Raw genomic sequence first — 17,330 nt, 5'->3', positions numbered from 1 at the left:
GCCCTAATTGCGCGGGCTTTGTTGTCCGCGCCCAGGGATTCTCTCGCCCATTCCTTGCACCGGGATATTGGGCGTTCAAACACACCAAATAGGAGCCACAATGACCAGTGTCGGTCAGCTCAGTCATTTCCGCATTCTTGCCGCCGATTGCGGAATGGGCGGCGCTAGCGTCTATTGCATCGCCGAACACGGCATCACCGTTACTTACATCGCCGAAGAGTCCGTGAAGAACGAATTCGACGACGGCGATAGCGGCGACTTGGTTAGTCACGCGAAGATCGGCGCCGATAAGGCTTTGACCGTTGAGATGCTGAAGGGCACGTCGGCCGAGGATCTGGACCGCGCGATCGGCGTTCTGATGGATGAGTTGGAGTTCCATCCGCCGACCGGCGAAACCCTGCTGGACATCTACGTCCGCCCCTGAGGTTGCTCTATTGCGCTTGTTCGGGTCCGGGCGTCCCTTAAACGCCCGGACCCGAATGCGCATCGCACGCGTGCCACCGCGTGCAAAACCGGGGTTTTCTACCGGATCCCGGTACGGATTCGAGTATATCGCCGAGGAGGCGATTCCAATAGCCACGAATGACGAGGATCACACGGTAATTCGTTCCGGACATGCCGGTTCGGTCGTTATTCCTCTCGACGATCGCCGCGCCTACACGACTTTGTCGCTGAAACAGCGGCCGGCGGGGACCCCGTATTCGGAAAACGATCACCGCGTGAAGCGGGCATTTGTCCTACTCCAGCAGGGTCGAGAAATCGCCGACGCCGAATGCGTCGTACGGCACTTCAGCACCGTCTACCGCTTCCGCGACGACGCACAGGAGGCGGCGTGAGTAATCGCCGACCGGCGAACCGTCATCCGATCGAGCGGCATGGACAGATGGGCATGAATCCAGACGGAACCAAACTTTATGCGGCCACACCTATGGCCATCAGGCGCGACGAAGAGTTGTCATTCAGGGCGAAGGCGATTGCGTACTTCGTCTGGGCAGAAGATCCGAAGAAGTGGCGGGTCTCGATCGCGGCACTCGCGAAAGAGACTGGCTTGTCCCGCAACACCGTAAGCGCGGCCGTGGATGAGCTTGAGAAGCGCGGCTGGCTTGTCCGGCAGTACAGCTACCGCCGTCTCGGAAACGCGAAGCCGACGGGTGAGGTATGGCACCTCCAGGCGGCCAACGCGCCCTTCTCCGCGGAGGAGATCGCCTGCCTCTCGGCGCCAATCCTGCTGGACGACAACGGGCAACCCTGCGTCGCTGGAGAGCAGGGTTCGGATGCCGTTGCCCCCGAAACCCTGCGCTCTCAGGAAGCAGGGTTTTCGGAACCCTGCTCTCCCAGAGAGCAAGGTACGCCCGAACCCTGCTCTCCCAGAGAGCAACATAGAAGTGAAGGTTCCAGAAGTGAATCTTTTGAAGAAGTGAAACGCGCGCGAGCGGCGCGGCAATCGCCGCTTCTCGCGCCGGTAGCAGACAGCGAAACCGATAACTGCTCAGAGCCTTCGAACCCACAGCGGGACACAGCGAGTCGAGCCAGCCTCGAACTCGTTCCCACGAAGCCGCTAGGCGTCAACGACACCATCGCCCGCCCGGTCGTGGCAGCCAACACGTTCGAAGGCTCATACGACATCTACCCGCGGAAGGGTGGCAGCGGGAACGCTCGTCGCGCGTACGACGAGGCGATCAAGGAAGTCGGGAAACGTTTCCCCGGCATTGACCCTGACGCCGTTATCCACCGCGCGGTCAGCAACTACGCCAGCAAGCCCGGCGTCCACACCGACCAATACACGCCCGGCTTCACGAAGTGGCTGGATGACCGGCACTGGCTCCAGTGGGTGAACCCGCCCCAGGCCGCGCTGCCCAAGAAGGACGCCAACGTCCTCGACTGGGAGCAGAAGAAACAGCGCCCCGTCACCTCGCGTCCCAGCCCCCGAAATGCGCTCAGTAACAACCCCACTGCGATCGAACAACACCCCCCGGACCCTGGGCCCGACATCGAACTTGAGCCCGCCGATTGGAGCGTCGCATGACCCACGACGAAGTGATTTCCGTACTCCAGACCGCCGCCACCTACGACGGTCGCAAACCAGCTGACTCCTTGATCGACGCCTGGACCCAAGCCGCATGGCGTGCGGGCTGGAGCTACGACGACGCCCTCGACGCCGTCCACCAGCACTACAGCGCATCAACCGACTGGATCATGCCCGGTCACGTCACGAAGCTCATCCGCACCGGAGGAAACAGCCCGCAATGGCAGGAATGAACGACGAAGTCCGCTACGACGGAACCGCCGAGAAGGCGATCCTTGGCGCAGTCTTGATGGGCTCCGGCCAGGTCTACGACCAGTTCGCAACTATCGGCGCGGACGATTGGTACGTGCCGTCCCATCGCCACATCGCGACGGTGATCCGCGGCCTGCTGACGAACGACCGACCCGTTACCCCGGAAACCGTTCTGGTCGAAGCCCAGTCGCGGGGCCTGGTGCCAGCGCGGATCAGCCCTTTGCTGCTGCTGGAGTGCCAGCAGATCGCAGCCGTCGCGGAATCGGTGCCGCTGCTGGCCGAGCGGGTGCGTGATCTCGCAACCGCTCGCAGCTTGTCCCAAACCGGTATCTGGCTGGCACAGGCTATGGAATCCGCGTGGAACACCGGCACCGACCCTGCCGACATCGCGGCTGCGATCGCCAAGGTGCGCCGCGCCTGCGACGAAGCCGAACAACGCACTGCAGCTATTGACACACCCCCGCCGATGGGCTTGGGCGACTTCCTCGACATCGAGGACATCCGGTCGTGGATCATCCCCGGACTGCTCGAACGCATGGAACGCATCGTCCTTACTGGAGCGGAGGGTGGGGGAAAGACGGTCCTGTGCTCGCAGTTGGCGTGCTGCATGGCTGCTGGGATGCATCCGTTCACCGGCGAACCCCTCGGCGGTGGCGGGCACGGAATCCGGGTACTGGTCGTCGATTGCGAGAACTCACCGGCGCAGTCCCGACGGCGATTCAAGTGGATGACTGGCCTGGTCGACGCGGCTCGCTACAACCACGGCCTACCGCCAACCGAGTGGTCCGAGCAAATGTTCATCGAGATGCGCCCCGCCGGCATCGACATGCTTAACGCGCGGGAGGTCGCATGGCTCGATCACGCGATCTCGGTGACCGCGCCGGATCTGCTGGTGCTCGGACCGTTGTACAAGCTCCACCACGCCAACATCAACGACGAGATAGCGGCCCGAGAACTGGTGTGGCAGTTGGACCTTCTGCGCGAGAAGCACGGCTTCGCGCTGCTGACCGAAGCGCACGCAGGCAACGCCACCGACACCAACGGCGACCGGCAAATGCGCCCTTCTGGGTCGTCGCTGTTCCGTCGCTGGAGCGAGTTCGGTTTCGGGCTGCGTCGCTCGAAACTCGACCCTGGCGAGGCGCGCGCCAAGCTCGTGGACGTCGTGTCGTGGCGCGGCTCGCGCGAGGAACGCGCATGGCCGACCCGGCTCCAGCACGGGCAAACCCTGCCGTGGACTCCCGCCGATCCTGACTACTACCAGCAGCTTCCGCGAATCCGGCCCGCATAACCCGGCCCTCTCCGCACAAGCCTTAGGAGATCCATTGACCGCCACCGAAACCGCCCGCGCCGTCCTCGAAAAGGCCGCACTCATCGACCCACGCGTCACGTACAGCGACGCCACCGTTGACGCGTGGGCCAGCATCTTCGACGGCCGCGGAATCTTCCCCGAAGACGCCCTCGACGCCGTCCGCGCTCACTACGCCAAACCGCGTGCGCGCCGCATCATGCCCGGTGAAATCGTCGACTACTGCCACCACCTGCGGCCCTGGCACTCGCCGGAGCATGCCAGCCAGATTCTCGATGTGTGGGCGGCCCACCCCTATACCCCGGAATTCGAAACGCACGCCGGAATCCGGCAGCCCGAAACCGTCTTCGACGCGCCCGACCATGAAACCGCAGTCGAGGAACTTCGCCGATGGGTGGACGAGAACCGCTGGGAACTCACGAACGCGATCCTCACCCGCCACGGTCGACCCGGAATCCCCAAGAACGCGTAACCGCCCACGTGAAGGGGGTCCGCCACCCGGACCCCCTTCACGAACCGCCCCAACAAAAACCAGGAGGAAACATGACCATCCACTGGCAGGCTCTGACCGACGCCGCCCTTGCCGACTACCAGCCGCCCCGCAGCCAGCAGACCGAGACCACCTCAGACCACGGCGACATACCCGAACCCGACTGGGCCGCCGTGCGTCTCGCTGCCACGATCGCCGCCGCACAGCACGAACCCCCGCCCATGATCGACGACTACACGCCGGCGCTCTGGAAGCTCCGCCACGAAGCCGAAGTCATCAACGGTCGCCACGGCACGCACTTCACTGTGTACGAACCCGAACCGAGCCGCTTCCGGATCAACCACGGCGCCTGGACGACCGGCGAGCCCGTGTCTTTTGCCGAAGCCGCGCAGATTCTCCGCGGCATCACCGCCGGACTCGGCATCACCCAACACGCCGCCTAACCGCCCACACCCGATGGCGTGATTCCGAATCACCCCATCGGGTCCGAGGAGCCCACCATGACCAAGACCGCGAGCACGCTCCGGATCACTCGCCGGACAAGGCCCAAACCCGCCACCCCCGAATCGCCTTCCCCAGAGGACAACCCGACTCCCGCCCCTGGGAGCACACCGCCCCAGCCCGGCGGGAAGGTCTGCGCAGAGTGCGGATGCTACGTCGTCAACGTCGCCCTCCACGACGACTTCCACCGCAAGCTGAACGGCTGGGTGCGACACATCAACGCATTCGAAGCCCTGGTCAAACGCATATTTCGCGCCCTCGGCTACATCACGCCCACAGATGGGGATACCACCCCCAACAGTGGGAATATCAAGGAGAACCAATGAGCCACCCCCACGAATGCCGAAACGGTCACCACTGCCGACAAGCCACCCGCACCGACGACGGCGAGAAGGTCGGCGCCATCATCGAACGCGCCGGACTGTGCCCGCCCTGCGAACGCCACGCCTTCGCCGCCATCCAACAACTGGCCGATGACTGGATCGCCCTGAACCGGGCCGCCGGCAACGTGTTCAGTCGACTGGACTCGTCGCCCCGCGTCAACCAAACACCGGATCGGCACAAGGTGCCGGTGCGCCTTGAAGCTCTCGACCTGGCCACCGTCATCGACCAGGAAGTGGGACGCTGGGCCTGGCGCGTCGCCCCACACGTCAAAGACGCCATGCCGGGCAACGCCCAAGCACGCGTCGCCCGCCACGTGACCGCATTGACCCGCCACCTCGGGACGTTGGCTGACCTCCCGGCACAATCAGTCGGAATCCCTTCCGTAGGCGATAACGGACACGTGCAGTGGACCAGAACCCCCCTCGACGGTGCTGACGCACTGATGCGGCTCGAACGCCTCCACCGGGCGGCCAACCGACTGCTCGGCCGAACTGGAGCAGTGACATGGTTGCGGGAACCCTGCCAGGACTGCGGGCGCCGCACACTCACGTCGAACCCTTACGAAAACCTAATCTCATGCGCGCACTGCGGCCACGCCTGGGCCGCAGACGAATTCGACGCACTCACCAACATGGAGGCCGCGGCATGATCACCGTCACCGCATTCATCAACGCCCGGTTGGACGAGGACGAGGCGATCGCCAAGACCGCTGGCGGTGACCGTTGGGCATACGACAACGAGAACAGGCCCGGCCGTACCCCCTATGTGCCGCAGGCAGCCAACGGTGAGGTCTACCGGCCCGACTCCACACGCGAATACAGCTATGGGACAGGGCATGTCGGATACGACTACGCCTACGTCACATGCGACCGCGAAGGCATACTGCCCTCGGTGGACGCGGACGAGGCCGAGCACATCGCCCGCCACGATCCGGCGCGCGTCTTGCGGCAGTGCGCCGCGATTCGTGCTGCACTGGAATCAATCGACACACTGCTCGGAATCGCCAACAATTCCGAGGTGACGTGGGGCACCGACGCCGAGATCGCATGCGAGGCAATAGCCTCGATCTGGTCCGACCATCCCGACTTCGATCGGCGGTGGAAGATCTGACCTATAGCGGCGGAGTCTCGCGGGTGCCGAAGACGCCGAAATCGTCACCCGCAAGGAACGCCTGGTGCTGCGCGTCCGCACGAGCCGCGATTTCCGCGTTCTTCGCCGCCTGCTCACGTAACCGCCAGCGAATCAGCAGGAACGAGCATCCGCCGATGATCAGGAAGGCGATGAAAAAACCGGTAACCGGGTTGTCGTCCGGTCGCGTCGGATCCGGAGCAATCAGATTCTGGATCTCCGAGATGAGCCCGAACACGCCGAAGATCAGGCCGGCCCAAGTGCATCCCTTGGGATGGGCCTTCACGAACGCGACCACGCGACGGATGAACGATTTCACGACCGGTAATCGCCCGCCAGCACACCGCCGTTAGCCAACCCGACACAGGGAGACCCAGAATGCGCCGCAGCGCCCTCGACGACGCCCGCGACACCGCACGCCTCTATCGGAACGCCCTCAAAGCCATCGCGCCCCAACGATGCGCCGAGATAGACGAAATCGCCCGCCAGCGCGGCCAGCATTGGGCAGCACCCATCGAGCTGCCCGCCGAAGCCGCAGCGGCCCTCATGGACGCCAGACTCTCCCCGGTGGATGTCGAGCGGTCCATCGGCATTCCCGCCGGCACGATCCGGGCATGGGTCAACAAGGGCCTCATCGAGAACCACGGCGAAAAGGGACGGCCAAAAGTGCTCGTGTCAGACGTCCTCGAAGCCGAATCCAGGCATCGAAAGCCGCCTGAACGCCAACCCGACTTGACGTTCCCGGTATAATAATACCGAGCCTTTGGCCGACGCTACCCAAAATCGGCCAGCACCTCGCGAACGCCCAAAATCGGCGAACGCGAACACAATCCATAACCCCAGCTAAACCGGGGTTTTTGCCGAGGGTTGACCGCCTGTTGTCCTTGCGTGGCGATCCCCTCTCAGCACGAGCAGACCGCGAGCCATTGGAAATACCCGAGCGTTGAGAGTGCGTATCGGGCGCGGTCTGCTCGTGCATTTCCGGTCCAAAATGGCCAAATTCGGAGAGTGTGACCGAATTAACAAAACTTCGGGATGGCAAGTGGCTCCGGCCAATCCCGACCGTCCGGCATGAAGGTGCAAATTTCATCGCTCGGACCCGGAGTCCCGGCCCTCCGACACCAAAGGCCGACAAACGTTGAGCCACAACCCGAGCCAAACCGGAGCCAATCCATGCGCCTACGCATTCTCGAACTCCCCGCCGAAACGGTCGGAACCTTCTCCACAACCCCGTTCTGCCTCATCCTCGACAACGTCACCCCAGACGATGACGCGAGCATCGAGGCGCAGCAAGACAACCTCAAAGCGGCAACAGGCGCACGCGGCGTCCTCGCCTTCGCCAACAGCGTCGAACTGCCCGGAGACCCCGAACCCGCCTCCAACGACAACACGGTCAAGGCCGAAGGGTTCGGAGTCAAGGTCGACGGCTACGACCCCAAGGCCATCGCACAGGCTGTCGAACGCCGCCAGCGTCGGCGGACGCTCAGCCGCCTGAACGCCCAAATGTGCGAGCCGGCAACCGGCGACACGTACACCTTCAATCCGAACGGACTGAGGTGACCGGCGAATGACCCGAGCAGCAGAAGACCCATTCCGCGCCTGGGCCAAAGCAGTGCTGCTCCGCGTGACCAAGGACGGCGACCAAAGCACCTGGTGGCACAACGGCGTCCCTCATCGCGAAGTCGCACACACCCGCACCGAAGACAACGGCATCATCCGCGAGCGAATCACCGTCGAACGCATCGACGCCGACGAGGAATCGCAGTGAAAATCACTAACCCGATGACGATGGGCAAGTCCTCTACCAAGGCGGAATGGACTTCCTCCTCGCCATCCTCGGCGGATACGGAGCCGCAGATGACTAGTCGCCCCCTCTTCATCACCCTCACCTACACCAGCGACAAAGGCAGCGTAGACGTCAACGCACACCACATCGTCGCAATCGACCCCGTCGACGGCGGTGGATCACTCCTCCGACTCACGACCGGCCCAATGCTCCAGTGCGCTGAAGAAAGCCACGAGATCATCGCCCGGATCCGGAGCACTGCGAACTCGGCAGTCTGGGAATGACCCCCGCATACTGCGCCGACGACGCGCACCAGTGGGTCGAAGGCCGCACCATCACCAAGATCCAGCAAGGCCCATACACACCCCGCATCACGTACCGCCGCACCTTCCGCACCTTCACATGCGCACAGTGCCCCGCAATCCGCGAACAGGACATGCCCAAAACAGAGCAGCAGCACCGCCGCAACATCTTTCAGCGCCTGCGCGCGCTCTTTCGCCGCCCAATCAAGGTGCCCAACCCCATCGACGTGATCGTGTTCTAAATGGCCAGACGCAAATCAGCAGTGACCCATACCGCGTCGCCGTTCCCAAACCCACACCTCGTCTGCGCGGAATGCGGGCAGCCAGCCGAAGCCTGGCACGACGCAAAGAACTGCAGATGCCGACGAGGCAACTACATCGAACCCTGCGGACACAACGCCAGCACCACAACCACAGTGCCACTCGAAGCCGTCATGCCCGGATCAATCCCGGTGCCACGCATCGGATAGACGCCGTCAGTACACGTGCAACCCGAACACCGCAGGCGCACGATCCTGACCAATCAGCCGACACTGGAACCCATAGCGGCCAGCACCCAAATCGGGCGGAATCGGAAACGGCATGGTAGCCACCATCGCCCGCTGCCGGATCGGCATCATCCCGCTCGCATAGTCCCGCTGCTCACCATCCGGGCCAGTCACACCAATCACCAACTGATAGGTGCGGCCGACATCATCTGGGCCAGTATCGAGAAGCAGAGCCAGGTAGGCGTCAGGCCATGGCCTAGATACGTCCGACCACGCGCCGCCCTCGCAATACAGCTTCTCGCCACGGACCTCGGCGTAGTCAGCGAGAAACGCTCCAGTGATCACCATCGCGGGTACTGCCTCCTGCTCCATCGGACCAACCGGTATGCGAAGACCTAACGCGAGCAGGGATATGCAGTCAGCCCGCTGAACCAAGAGGTACCACACATGGCTCGTGTGCAGCGCAACACCACCACGCGAGACCAACACCGCGCCACCATCAGGCGCACCAAGCCACCATGCGCCATATGCGGTGAAGACATCGACTACAAGGCGCACCACACCGACCCTCGGTCGTTCTCGGTCGACCACATCATCCCCCTCAGCAAGGGCGGACCCGACACCATCGAGAACAAGCAGCCCGCGCACCGCAAATGCAACCGGGACAAGAGCAACAAGACCCCCGACGAACTCAAAAACGTCGAAGGCCCACGGACATTCATCACACACCGCAAATGGACCTGAAGCAGCCTTCAGTTACCATTCCGCTACCGTCGAAATGTCCGAATTCCATACCGCCACCCCTGGGGGGAGCACCCCTCAAACGGGACGCCGCCGCCCCTCACGGCATAGGCGGATACCCCCCATTCCATTTTTTTCCACAGCGCTAGGAGGTGCTGCCGATGCCCCCAAAGGTATTCAGAAGCGCCGAAAAGTCCAGCTCAGGGCCTATTTTGTCGGTTCCTGGGTCGATCCTGGAGGCTGCCGAGGAAGGTTCGCGGCTCGATGAGCTGCGGGCGATGCGTCGTCGGCTCGCGCGGGCACTCGACGACCCTCAGACACCCGCGCGGGATCTCGCTGCGCTATCTCGCAGACAACTTGAGATCGGTAAGGAAATCGAACTCATCGAGTTAGCGCAGGACGAGGACCAGTCGGTCGTCGTGGATTCTCCTGATGAGGTCTTCGATCCCGGCGCCATCTAGGCGCAAGACCGTTGCTCCGAAGGATCGGAAGCTTTCTGAGGTTGCCCGCTACCTCGTGTATCCGGAGAGCAGCGCCACAACGAGTTGGCCCAAGGTCCGGGACACATGCCGAAGACTGGGCTGGTACTTCGACGGTTGGCAAGACGGCGCCGGCCAGTTGATTCTGGCGAAGTCGATCGACGGCATGTACGCCGCGGACACCGTCGTCATCAGCATTCCGCGTCAGGTTGGCAAGACCTACCTCATCGCGTGTCTGATTTATGGGCTGTGCCTGCTTGAGCCCGGACTGACGGTGATCTGGACGGCGCACCGGAAGGCCACTGCGGCAGAGACTTTCGCGCAGTTCGACGGTATGGCTCAGCGCCCCACTGTCGCTCCGCACATTCGTCAAGTCTTGCGAGGCAAGGGTGACGAAAAGATCCTCTTCAACAACGGATCTCGCATCTTGTTCGGAGCGCGAGAGTCGGGCTTCGGTCGTGGTTTCTCCGACGTCGATGTGCTGGTGTTCGACGAGGCGCAGATCATGACCGCGGCGACGATGGAGGACATGGCCGCTTCGCAGAACGTGGCCAAGAATCCCCTGACCTTCATGATGGGGACGCCACCGCGCCCGAAGGATCCGGGTGAAGTCTTCACGCTGCTGCGACAGGAGGCGCTGGAGGGCGACGCCGAAGGTTTGATCTACATCGAGACCAGCGCCGATCGCGGTGCTGACCTCATGGATCGGGATCAGTGGCGGAAAGCGAATCCTTCGTTCCCGCACCGTACTTCGGACAAGGCGATGCGGCGGCTTCGGAAGAAGCTGACCGACGACGACTCCTGGCGCCGTGAGGCTTTGGGCATCTGGGACGAGGTCGTTCGCCACGTCGCAGTTGTGAAAGCGAGCGACTGGGCGGATCTGGTCGATGTCGGCCCTGACAACGATGTCCGACCTAACGCTCTGGCTGTGGACATGTCCCACGAACGCGAGATCTCGATCTCTGCGTGCTGGGTCAACGGAGAATCCGCGCATTGCGAAGAAGTGTGGGCGGGCGTTGATCCGGATGCCGCGATGGAGTGGCTGTTCGCGAACGCCCGGTATCGAATTCCGGTCATCGTTGATGCGCAGTCGCCGGCGTCGTCGTTTGTGCCGACTATGCGCATGCGGCGAATGAAGGTTATTCAGACAACCGCTGGCGATATGGCGAAGGCATGCGGAATGTTCGTCGATAAGACGAATGGCAAGAACTTGTCGCATGCCGACCAGCAAGCAGTGAATGACGCTCTTGCAGGCGGCCGTAAACGAGCAATTGGCGTCGCTGGCGGCTGGGGCTGGGACCGCAAAGACGAAACAGTGAACATCGCCCCGATTGTGTCAATGACTTTGGCCCTCTTCGGTGGCATTTCGAATACGAGGCCCGTCACCAGCGGACGGTCCAGAACTACTAGGAGGGGTACGTCTAGGTGATAGACACTACTCTTACTCTTCCGGACCTGAGCGATGACGAGAACGCCACCCTGAATCGGCTGTTGAAGCAGCTGAATCAACGGATGACCCGGAATCTGCTCCGTTCGTTGTATTACGACGGAAAGCGACAGGCCCGGCAAGTCAGTACCGTAATTCCGCCGCAGTACAACAATCTGGGAATTGTTCTCGGCTGGTCGGCGAAGGCCGTTGATATGCTGGCCCGCCGATGCAATCTTGACGGATTTGTTTGGCCGGATGGCGATATCGACCAGCTTGGCTTGCGTCAAGTGTGGGACGACAATTTCTTTGCGGCCGAGTCGTCTTCGGCGGTGATTTCGTCGCTGATTCATGGTGTGTCTTTTTTGGTGAATACCGAAGGTGACACGACGGTCGGCGAGCCGAAGTCGCTAATCCATGTCAAAGATGCATTGTCGGCTACTGGCGAGTGGAATTCACGCACACGCCGATTGGACAATCTTCTGTCGGTTACCGACCGGGACGAGCAGGGCAACCCGAAGGGGCTCGCTCTGTACCTGGACGGCGTGACGCTTACCGCGGTGCGGGATGGCGCGAAGTGGGCTGTCGATCGGCAAGAGCACCCGTGGGGTGTCCCTGCTGAGCCGCTGGTCTACAAACCGCGAGCCGGCCGCGCATTCGGTTACTCGCGCATCTCGCGGACAGTGATGTCGCTGCACGATGCCGCACTGAGGACCGTCGTGCGACTGGAAGGCCAATCAGACGTCTTTTCCATCCCGGAACTGATTCTCCTCGGCGCCGACGAGTCGGTCTTCAAGAACCCTGACGGCACGCCGAAATCGGAATGGGTCGCACGCCTGGGCCGGATCAAGGGCATCCCTGACGACGAGGAAGCTCCGGAGTCGTTGGCACGCGCCGACATCCGGCAGTTCCAGGCCGCGTCGCCTCAACCGCACTTGGACACGTTGAAGCAGCAGGCCCAACTGTTTTCGGGAGAGACTTCGATCCCGTTGTCGTCGCTGGGTGTGTCTGACATGACCAACCCGACGTCGGCGGACTCCTACGTCGCATCTCGGGAAGACCTGATCGCAGAAGCCGAAGGCGCGACCGACGATTGGGCACCGGCGATGCGTCGCGCGATGACGCGCGCGCTGGCAATCGCGCACGACGAGAAGACGATTCCGAAGGAATGGGCGACGGTCGACACGAAGTGGCGGTCGCCCCTGTATCTGTCTCGCTCCGCGGAAGCCGACGCCGGCACCAAGCAGTTGTCGGCGGCTCCGTGGCTCGCTGAAACGGAGGTCGGGCTTGAATTGTTGGGGCTCGATGAACAGCAGATCCGGCGGGCGATGGCTGAGAAGCGACGCGCGACCGTGTCGCAGTTGATGCAGCGGTTGACGCCGCCGAACCAGCAGAGCACTACCGCCCCGGACGCATCCCAGGTGAGCGCCAATGACGGTCTCGCCGGCTGAGCGCCAGTACATCTTGGCGCAGGTCAATGACCTTGCCGCCGCCGATCTGGATGCTTTGTGGCAGCAGGCTTCTGAACTGCCGACCGGCGAGTTCGCCGACTACGTGACCCAAGCGTTCCCGGAGTTGGCGGATCCGTACGCTGCGATGGCCGCAGAACTGGCCGCCACCTGGTATGCAGACTCGCTCAGCATTACCGACTATGTCCCCGTACCTGGTCCGCTGCCGATCCGTGAGCAGCTGATCAAGTCAGCGCTATGGGCTCTCGGCGGCAACGGCACCGTCGCCTTGGACAGGCTCAAGGGCACGATGCAGCGCTCTGTCTTCGATGGGGCGCGGCAGACCATCCTGGACAACGTCAACCAGGAGGGCGCTCGGTGGGCGCGCTACGCCTCTCCGAATGCTTGCGCTTTCTGCGGTCTGATGGCCTCCCGCGGCGCGGTCTACACCAGTGAGGCCGCGGCGTTGAAGGTTGTCGGCCGTGGCAAGGAAATGACGTTGCAGGAACGCCGGATCCGGGCCGCTGGCGGTACCCGATTTCAAGGTCGCAACATCGCCGGGGGAATCAAAGCCCGCGGCACTCAGAAGTTGGGCGACAAATATCACGACCGATGCCATTGCATCGCTGTCGAGGTACGCCCTGGATCCGAGTATCAGCCGCCGCCTCACGTCCAAAAATGGGACGAAGCCTACGTCGCTGCCACACGCGAAACGCGGGGCAAGGGCGAACACGGCGCCATTGACGTGAATGCCGTACTCGCGCACATGCGCGCGTCGCTCGGCACCCACTAACTACCCCAACGCCGAAACGGCAAGGGAATACCCGAAACGGGAGAACTATGTCCGACAACGCTTCTGAGGCAACCGAAACGGTCGCCGACGACACTATCCAGCAGAACGAGCAGCAGGCCGAGACCAAACCGACCGAAACGGTCGACTTTTGGAAGACCAAGGCCCGTGAGCAAGAGCGGCGCGCCAAAGAGAACGCCGCTGCGGCAAAAGAACTCGCCGAGATCAAAGATGCCCAGAAATCGGATGCCGAAAAGGCGGCCGATCGCATCGCGAAGGCTGAGGCCGAGTCCGCATCGGTACCTACCAAGGTCGCTGACGCTCTGCGTACCCATCTCGTTGCGCTGCACGGTATCGACGCTGAGGACGCTGAATTGTTCCTCACTGCAACCGATCCCGATTTGCTGCTGAAGCAGGTTGAACGGCTGGTCGGTCAGTCGGACAAGCGCAAGAAACAGAATCACGTTCCCCGTGAGGGACAGAACCAAGCGCCCGCCGAAAACGACATGCACGCCTTCGCGCGTGAACTGTTCGGCGGAGCCCAGTAAAAAGGAGCGCCACAAATGGCAGCTTTTACAACCGCTGGCTTGACCATCCCGAATCAGATCATCGATCCGTGGCTCGGCAAGGTGAAGTATGGCAGCACCATCGCGACCCTGTCCGGTGCTACTCCGATGAAGTTCGGCAACGGCACCTCGATGACCTTCACCATCGGTGAAGCCGAGTACGTCGGCGAGGGCGCGAACAAGGGCCCCTCGACCGTCACCCCCACCACCAAGACCGTGAAGCCATTCAAATTTCACAAGACGGTTCGGTGGACCGAGGAAGTCATGTTCGCCGACGAGGACCACAAGCTTGAGGTGGTCTCGCAGGTCCTGGATCAGATCCAGCCCGCGCTGTCGCGCGCCCTGGACTTCGGTGTGTTCCATGGCATCAACCCCACCGGCGGTGCCGCTGTCTCGGCGATGACCGAGAAGCTGTCCGACACCACCAACTCGGTGGAGATCGGCGCCAGCGACAAGCCGTACGCGAATCTGGACGCCGCTGATGCTCTGGTGCTGGCCGATGGTTTCGTGCCGGCGGATATCGCGCTGGATCCGGCGTGGGCGTCGCAGTGGGGCGCTCTGCGCAACGCCACCAGCGAGCAGAAGCTCTACCCCGACCTGTCCTACGCGACCGCTCCGGCTGGCCGCCTAGAGAACCACAACTCGTCGGTTTCGAACACCGTCGGCGCTGTCGGTGTCGCGGCTTCGGCCACCAACGTCAAGGCTTTCGTCGGCGACTTCTCCGGCATCCGCTGGGGCATCCAGAAGGCGATCGGCCTGGAGGTCATCCAGTTCGGCGACCCGGACGGCCAGGGCGACCTGAAGCGAAACAATCAGGTTGCGTTCCGCGCTGAGGTCATCTACGGCTGGGGCATCGCCGATCTGAACGCCTTCGCGAAGATCATCGACGCCGCGTAATGCCTCGTCTGCGTCACGCCGTGACCGGGGTGGTGGTGTCTGTCTCCGACGACACCGCCGCCCGGCTCGGCAATGAATGGATCCCGGCCGACAGCGAGCCGACCCCCAGGCGCGGACCCGCGCGCAAGCGCGCCGTGAAGGCCACATCGCAGGAGTAATCGCTATGGGCGACTTCATAACCGAGGAAGACCTCACACCTTTCGCGAGCATCGACCCGGACCGTGCTGAGGCGATGATCGCGGACGCTGAGGCGTTGGCTGTTGAGGCCGCCCCCTGCATCGCCGAAGCGGGCTTCACCAAGCAGGCTGCGTTGAAAGCGATTCTGCGCGGTGCGATCCTGCGTTGGAACGACTCGGGGACCGGGGCGGTAACAACCCAGACAGCGGGGCCGTACGCGCAGACCTTCGACACTCGCCAGACCCGGCGGTCGTTGTTCTGGCCCAGTGAGATTGAGCAGCTACAGAACTTGTGCGCCACTTCCGGGGCAGGCAAGGCGTTCTCAGTCGACACTGTGCCCCTGTGCGGCAGCGTGCATGCCGATACGTGCTCGCTCACGTTTGGGGCGCTGTATTGCTCGTGCGGCGCTGATCTTGCGGGCGTGCCGTTGTGGGGGGACGTATGACGTTTCTGCCCACTCCGTACACCGTTGGTGTGCATCGCTACGGCGTGACCGGCCAAGACGCCCGCGGCAACGACGTCTGGGGTTACACGCCGCCGCTGGACAGTTCAGGCACTCAGCGCCGTGTCTATGGCTGGTATGTCCCGTCGTCGACCGAACCCGCTCTCGCGGGACATGACCGTGTGGTTGTGGATGTGGTGCTGATGGTTCCGCCCGGCTTCCCGGCCGGTCCTCATGACCGGATCGATCTGCCGGACGGTCAATACGACGTCGTCGGCAATCCCGAGGACTACAACCACGGCCCCTTTCAGTGGGCTCCGGGCGCTGTGGTCAATCTGACCAGAGTGGAGGGCTGATGCGCATCAAGTTCAACAACCGCGCCTTCTACGAGCTGCGGAGCGCACCTGGTGTGCGCGCGGACCTGGAGGCACGTGCGGAGAAGATCGCGCAGGCCGCCGGTGAAGGCTATGAACCGGGCAGCAGGCAGGGCGAGAAGCGCCCGCAGGGGCGTTGGCGTGCCAGTGTCGTGACCGCGACGTGGGAAGCGATGCAGGACAACGCCGAAAACCACACCCTGCTCAGGGCGTTGGACGAGGGGCGCGGCTGATGGTTGCGGTTCTCTTTCCTGATATCGAGACCGAGGTTTCCGCGTGGCTGTCGAGCCAGTTGCACGGCCGCGGTGACTCGGCGCGAGTCGTGTCGAAAGTGCCGACCACGCGCCCGCCGCGGTTCGTTCGTGTCGTTCGCGTTGGCGGTCCACAGCGGGACGTGAAAACAGATATGCCCCGCATCGTTTTCGAATGTTGGGACAACGACGAAATCGCGGCGGCCACGCTCGCACGTGTGGTGCGTGCCCTTGTGATGGGTGCGGCGCCGGGATGGATCGGCTCGGCCTGGTGTGACAAGGCCATTGATGTCGGGATGGCGTCGTCGCCGGATCTCGGCAGCGGCACACCCCGCTATCTGGTCACGATCGAACTGCACGTCACCGGATCCGCGCTGTAAACCCTTCGGGGCCAGCATAACTCAATACTTCTGACTCTTTCGGGCCTGCGCAAATCCTGAAGGAGCACAGCTCATGGCTGCTGCAAACAGTAATCTCATCGGCGCCGGCACCCCCGATATTCAGGCGACCGGCGGCATCCTCGTCGCACCGCTGGGTAGCACCGTCCCCACCGACGCTGCCGGCACCCCCGACGCGGCTTTCAAGAAGCTCGGATACGTCTCCGAAGACGGTCTCGCCGCTCAGGGTGAGCGTCAGGTCCAGGCCATCAAGGACTGGAACTCTGACATCATCGCCCAGTTGCAGACCGAGCACTCGGTGCGGTTTCAGTTCACCCTCTATTCGGTGTATGACGCCGACGTCCTGCGGACCGTGTTCGGCACCAGCAACGTCACTGTGACGGCTGCGACCGAAACGACCGGTACCCAGATCAAGGTTGTGGAAAACGGCCTGGTGCTGCCGCACGGCGCGTGGGTTTTCGACATGAAACAGGAGTCCCGCAAGCTGCGGATCGTCCTGCCCGACGCCAAGATCTCCGAAGTGTCGGAGAACGGATACAAGTCCGACACGCTCATGGGTTTCCAGGTCACCGTCGAGGCGTTCAAGGACGCCACCGGCACCAAGGCCCTCCGCTACTACGACGACGGCGTTTTCGCCACGGGCGCGTAGTAGCCCTCAATTCCCCCAGTGATGGCGGG

29 protein-coding genes are annotated in these 17,330 nt (G+C 62.9%); 27 read left to right on the top strand and 2 right to left on the bottom strand.

All coding sequences use genetic code 11. From position 1 onward, the window contains the following. The first annotated feature begins 100 nt into the window (after positions 1 to 100). The 10 genes from A5780_RS11660 to A5780_RS11620 all read left to right on the top strand — a co-directional run bounded on the left by A5780_RS11660 (position 101) and on the right by A5780_RS11620 (position 6,069). On the top strand, positions 101 to 424 hold the full coding sequence (locus tag A5780_RS11660; protein ID WP_156769456.1) for a hypothetical protein: 324 nt from the start codon (positions 101 to 103) through the stop codon (positions 422 to 424). 55 nt (positions 425 to 479) lie between these two features. Continuing rightward, positions 480 to 836, top strand: a complete 357-nt coding sequence (locus A5780_RS40830) for a hypothetical protein (RefSeq protein WP_064908428.1) — start codon at positions 480 to 482, stop codon at positions 834 to 836. Next, the gene (locus A5780_RS39035) at positions 833 to 2,026 is read left to right on the top strand and encodes a helix-turn-helix domain-containing protein (RefSeq protein WP_197521727.1); all 1,194 of its coding nucleotides are present in this window, start codon (positions 833 to 835) and stop codon (positions 2,024 to 2,026) included. Before A5780_RS40830 ends, A5780_RS39035 begins: the two co-directional genes overlap by 4 nt. Then, positions 2,023 to 2,259, top strand: coding sequence for a hypothetical protein (locus A5780_RS11645; protein ID WP_064908426.1), 237 nt, complete (start codon positions 2,023 to 2,025; stop codon positions 2,257 to 2,259). The genes A5780_RS39035 and A5780_RS11645 overlap by 4 nt, the downstream gene beginning before the upstream one ends. Beyond that, positions 2,256 to 3,566, top strand: coding sequence for an AAA family ATPase (locus A5780_RS11640; protein ID WP_064908425.1), 1,311 nt, complete (start codon positions 2,256 to 2,258; stop codon positions 3,564 to 3,566). The genes A5780_RS11645 and A5780_RS11640 overlap by 4 nt, the downstream gene beginning before the upstream one ends. Before the next feature lie 34 nt (positions 3,567 to 3,600). Beyond that, positions 3,601 to 4,056: a hypothetical protein gene (locus A5780_RS11635; protein ID WP_064908424.1), complete on the top strand. Its 456-nt coding sequence runs from the start codon at positions 3,601 to 3,603 to the stop codon at positions 4,054 to 4,056. Positions 4,057 to 4,127: 71 nt separating this feature from the next. Further along, a complete protein-coding gene (locus A5780_RS11630) occupies positions 4,128 to 4,517 on the top strand; it encodes a hypothetical protein (protein WP_064908423.1) in 390 nt (129 codons plus the stop codon). A gap of 57 nt (positions 4,518 to 4,574) precedes the next feature. After that, complete coding sequence (locus A5780_RS39920) at positions 4,575 to 4,901, top strand: hypothetical protein (protein WP_156769455.1); 327 nt, start codon at positions 4,575 to 4,577, stop codon at positions 4,899 to 4,901. Next, the gene (locus A5780_RS39915) at positions 4,898 to 5,608 is read left to right on the top strand and encodes a hypothetical protein (RefSeq protein ID WP_156769454.1); all 711 of its coding nucleotides are present in this window, start codon (positions 4,898 to 4,900) and stop codon (positions 5,606 to 5,608) included. The genes A5780_RS39920 and A5780_RS39915 overlap by 4 nt, the downstream gene beginning before the upstream one ends. Next, a complete protein-coding gene (locus A5780_RS11620) occupies positions 5,605 to 6,069 on the top strand; it encodes a DUF6221 family protein (RefSeq protein WP_064908421.1) in 465 nt (154 codons plus the stop codon). Before A5780_RS39915 ends, A5780_RS11620 begins: the two co-directional genes overlap by 4 nt. Position 6,070: 1 nt before the next feature. Here the strand turns inward: A5780_RS11620 and A5780_RS11615 are convergent, their stop codons facing one another. Then, positions 6,071 to 6,385, bottom strand: coding sequence for a hypothetical protein (locus tag A5780_RS11615; protein WP_156769453.1), 315 nt, complete (start codon positions 6,383 to 6,385; stop codon positions 6,071 to 6,073). An 80-nt stretch (positions 6,386 to 6,465) separates the two neighbouring features. Here A5780_RS11615 and A5780_RS11610 point away from each other — a divergent pair, with 80 nt between their 5' ends. The 5 genes from A5780_RS11610 (at position 6,466) to A5780_RS40825 (ending at position 8,417) form a co-directional block, all read left to right on the top strand. Beyond that, on the top strand, positions 6,466 to 6,837 hold the full coding sequence (locus tag A5780_RS11610; RefSeq protein ID WP_064908419.1) for a hypothetical protein: 372 nt from the start codon (positions 6,466 to 6,468) through the stop codon (positions 6,835 to 6,837). 423 nt (positions 6,838 to 7,260) lie between these two features. After that, entirely contained in the window at positions 7,261 to 7,647 is a 387-nt protein-coding gene (locus tag A5780_RS11605) for a hypothetical protein (RefSeq protein ID WP_064908418.1), read from the top strand. Between the two features lie 7 nt (positions 7,648 to 7,654). After that, positions 7,655 to 7,855, top strand: a complete 201-nt coding sequence (locus A5780_RS39910) for a hypothetical protein (RefSeq protein ID WP_156769452.1) — start codon at positions 7,655 to 7,657, stop codon at positions 7,853 to 7,855. Continuing rightward, entirely contained in the window at positions 7,852 to 8,157 is a 306-nt protein-coding gene (locus A5780_RS11600) for a hypothetical protein (RefSeq protein WP_064908417.1), read from the top strand. Before A5780_RS39910 ends, A5780_RS11600 begins: the two co-directional genes overlap by 4 nt. Continuing rightward, positions 8,154 to 8,417 (top strand): hypothetical protein, encoded by a 264-nt coding sequence (locus A5780_RS40825; protein ID WP_064908416.1) that lies wholly within the window; start codon positions 8,154 to 8,156, stop codon positions 8,415 to 8,417. The genes A5780_RS11600 and A5780_RS40825 overlap by 4 nt, the downstream gene beginning before the upstream one ends. A gap of 234 nt (positions 8,418 to 8,651) precedes the next feature. Here A5780_RS40825 and A5780_RS11590 read toward each other — a convergent pair whose 3' ends face one another. Beyond that, positions 8,652 to 9,035: a hypothetical protein gene (locus tag A5780_RS11590; RefSeq protein ID WP_064908415.1), complete on the bottom strand. Its 384-nt coding sequence runs from the start codon at positions 9,033 to 9,035 to the stop codon at positions 8,652 to 8,654. 75 nt (positions 9,036 to 9,110) lie between these two features. Here A5780_RS11590 and A5780_RS11585 point away from each other — a divergent pair, with 75 nt between their 5' ends. The 12 genes from A5780_RS11585 to A5780_RS11530 all read left to right on the top strand — a co-directional run bounded on the left by A5780_RS11585 (position 9,111) and on the right by A5780_RS11530 (position 17,301). Then, positions 9,111 to 9,407: an HNH endonuclease gene (locus A5780_RS11585; protein ID WP_064908414.1), complete on the top strand. Its 297-nt coding sequence runs from the start codon at positions 9,111 to 9,113 to the stop codon at positions 9,405 to 9,407. 158 nt (positions 9,408 to 9,565) lie between these two features. Further along, entirely contained in the window at positions 9,566 to 9,865 is a 300-nt protein-coding gene (locus tag A5780_RS40820) for a hypothetical protein (RefSeq protein WP_197521726.1), read from the top strand. Further along, a complete protein-coding gene (locus A5780_RS11575) occupies positions 9,837 to 11,312 on the top strand; it encodes a DEAD/DEAH box helicase family protein (RefSeq protein WP_064908413.1) in 1,476 nt (491 codons plus the stop codon). Before A5780_RS40820 ends, A5780_RS11575 begins: the two co-directional genes overlap by 29 nt. After that, positions 11,309 to 12,760, top strand: a complete 1,452-nt coding sequence (locus tag A5780_RS11570; protein ID WP_064908412.1) for a phage portal protein — start codon at positions 11,309 to 11,311, stop codon at positions 12,758 to 12,760. Before A5780_RS11575 ends, A5780_RS11570 begins: the two co-directional genes overlap by 4 nt. After that, positions 12,741 to 13,550, top strand: a complete 810-nt coding sequence (locus tag A5780_RS11565) for a hypothetical protein (protein ID WP_064908411.1) — start codon at positions 12,741 to 12,743, stop codon at positions 13,548 to 13,550. Before A5780_RS11570 ends, A5780_RS11565 begins: the two co-directional genes overlap by 20 nt. A gap of 47 nt (positions 13,551 to 13,597) precedes the next feature. Further along, positions 13,598 to 14,095: a hypothetical protein gene (locus A5780_RS11560; protein ID WP_064908410.1), complete on the top strand. Its 498-nt coding sequence runs from the start codon at positions 13,598 to 13,600 to the stop codon at positions 14,093 to 14,095. A gap of 15 nt (positions 14,096 to 14,110) precedes the next feature. Continuing rightward, positions 14,111 to 15,010: a phage major capsid protein gene (locus A5780_RS11555; RefSeq protein ID WP_064908409.1), complete on the top strand. Its 900-nt coding sequence runs from the start codon at positions 14,111 to 14,113 to the stop codon at positions 15,008 to 15,010. 163 nt (positions 15,011 to 15,173) lie between these two features. Continuing rightward, on the top strand, positions 15,174 to 15,632 hold the full coding sequence (locus A5780_RS11550) for a hypothetical protein (protein WP_064908408.1): 459 nt from the start codon (positions 15,174 to 15,176) through the stop codon (positions 15,630 to 15,632). Continuing rightward, positions 15,629 to 15,985: a hypothetical protein gene (locus tag A5780_RS11545; protein WP_064908407.1), complete on the top strand. Its 357-nt coding sequence runs from the start codon at positions 15,629 to 15,631 to the stop codon at positions 15,983 to 15,985. Before A5780_RS11550 ends, A5780_RS11545 begins: the two co-directional genes overlap by 4 nt. Beyond that, entirely contained in the window at positions 15,985 to 16,236 is a 252-nt protein-coding gene (locus tag A5780_RS11540) for a hypothetical protein (protein WP_064908406.1), read from the top strand. The genes A5780_RS11545 and A5780_RS11540 overlap by 1 nt, the downstream gene beginning before the upstream one ends. Positions 16,237 to 16,409: 173 nt before the next feature. Beyond that, complete coding sequence (locus A5780_RS39900) at positions 16,410 to 16,634, top strand: hypothetical protein (RefSeq protein ID WP_156769450.1); 225 nt, start codon at positions 16,410 to 16,412, stop codon at positions 16,632 to 16,634. 73 nt (positions 16,635 to 16,707) lie between these two features. After that, positions 16,708 to 17,301, top strand: coding sequence for a hypothetical protein (locus A5780_RS11530; RefSeq protein ID WP_082976414.1), 594 nt, complete (start codon positions 16,708 to 16,710; stop codon positions 17,299 to 17,301). Positions 17,302 to 17,330: the final 29 nt, after the last annotated feature.

The organism is Nocardia sp. 852002-20019_SCH5090214 (assembly GCF_001665865.1).
GTDB lineage: Bacteria > Actinomycetota > Actinomycetes > Mycobacteriales > Mycobacteriaceae > Nocardia > Nocardia nova.
The sequence above is the reverse complement of the archived record's forward strand: the minus strand, read 5'-3'. Positions and strand labels throughout refer to the sequence as shown.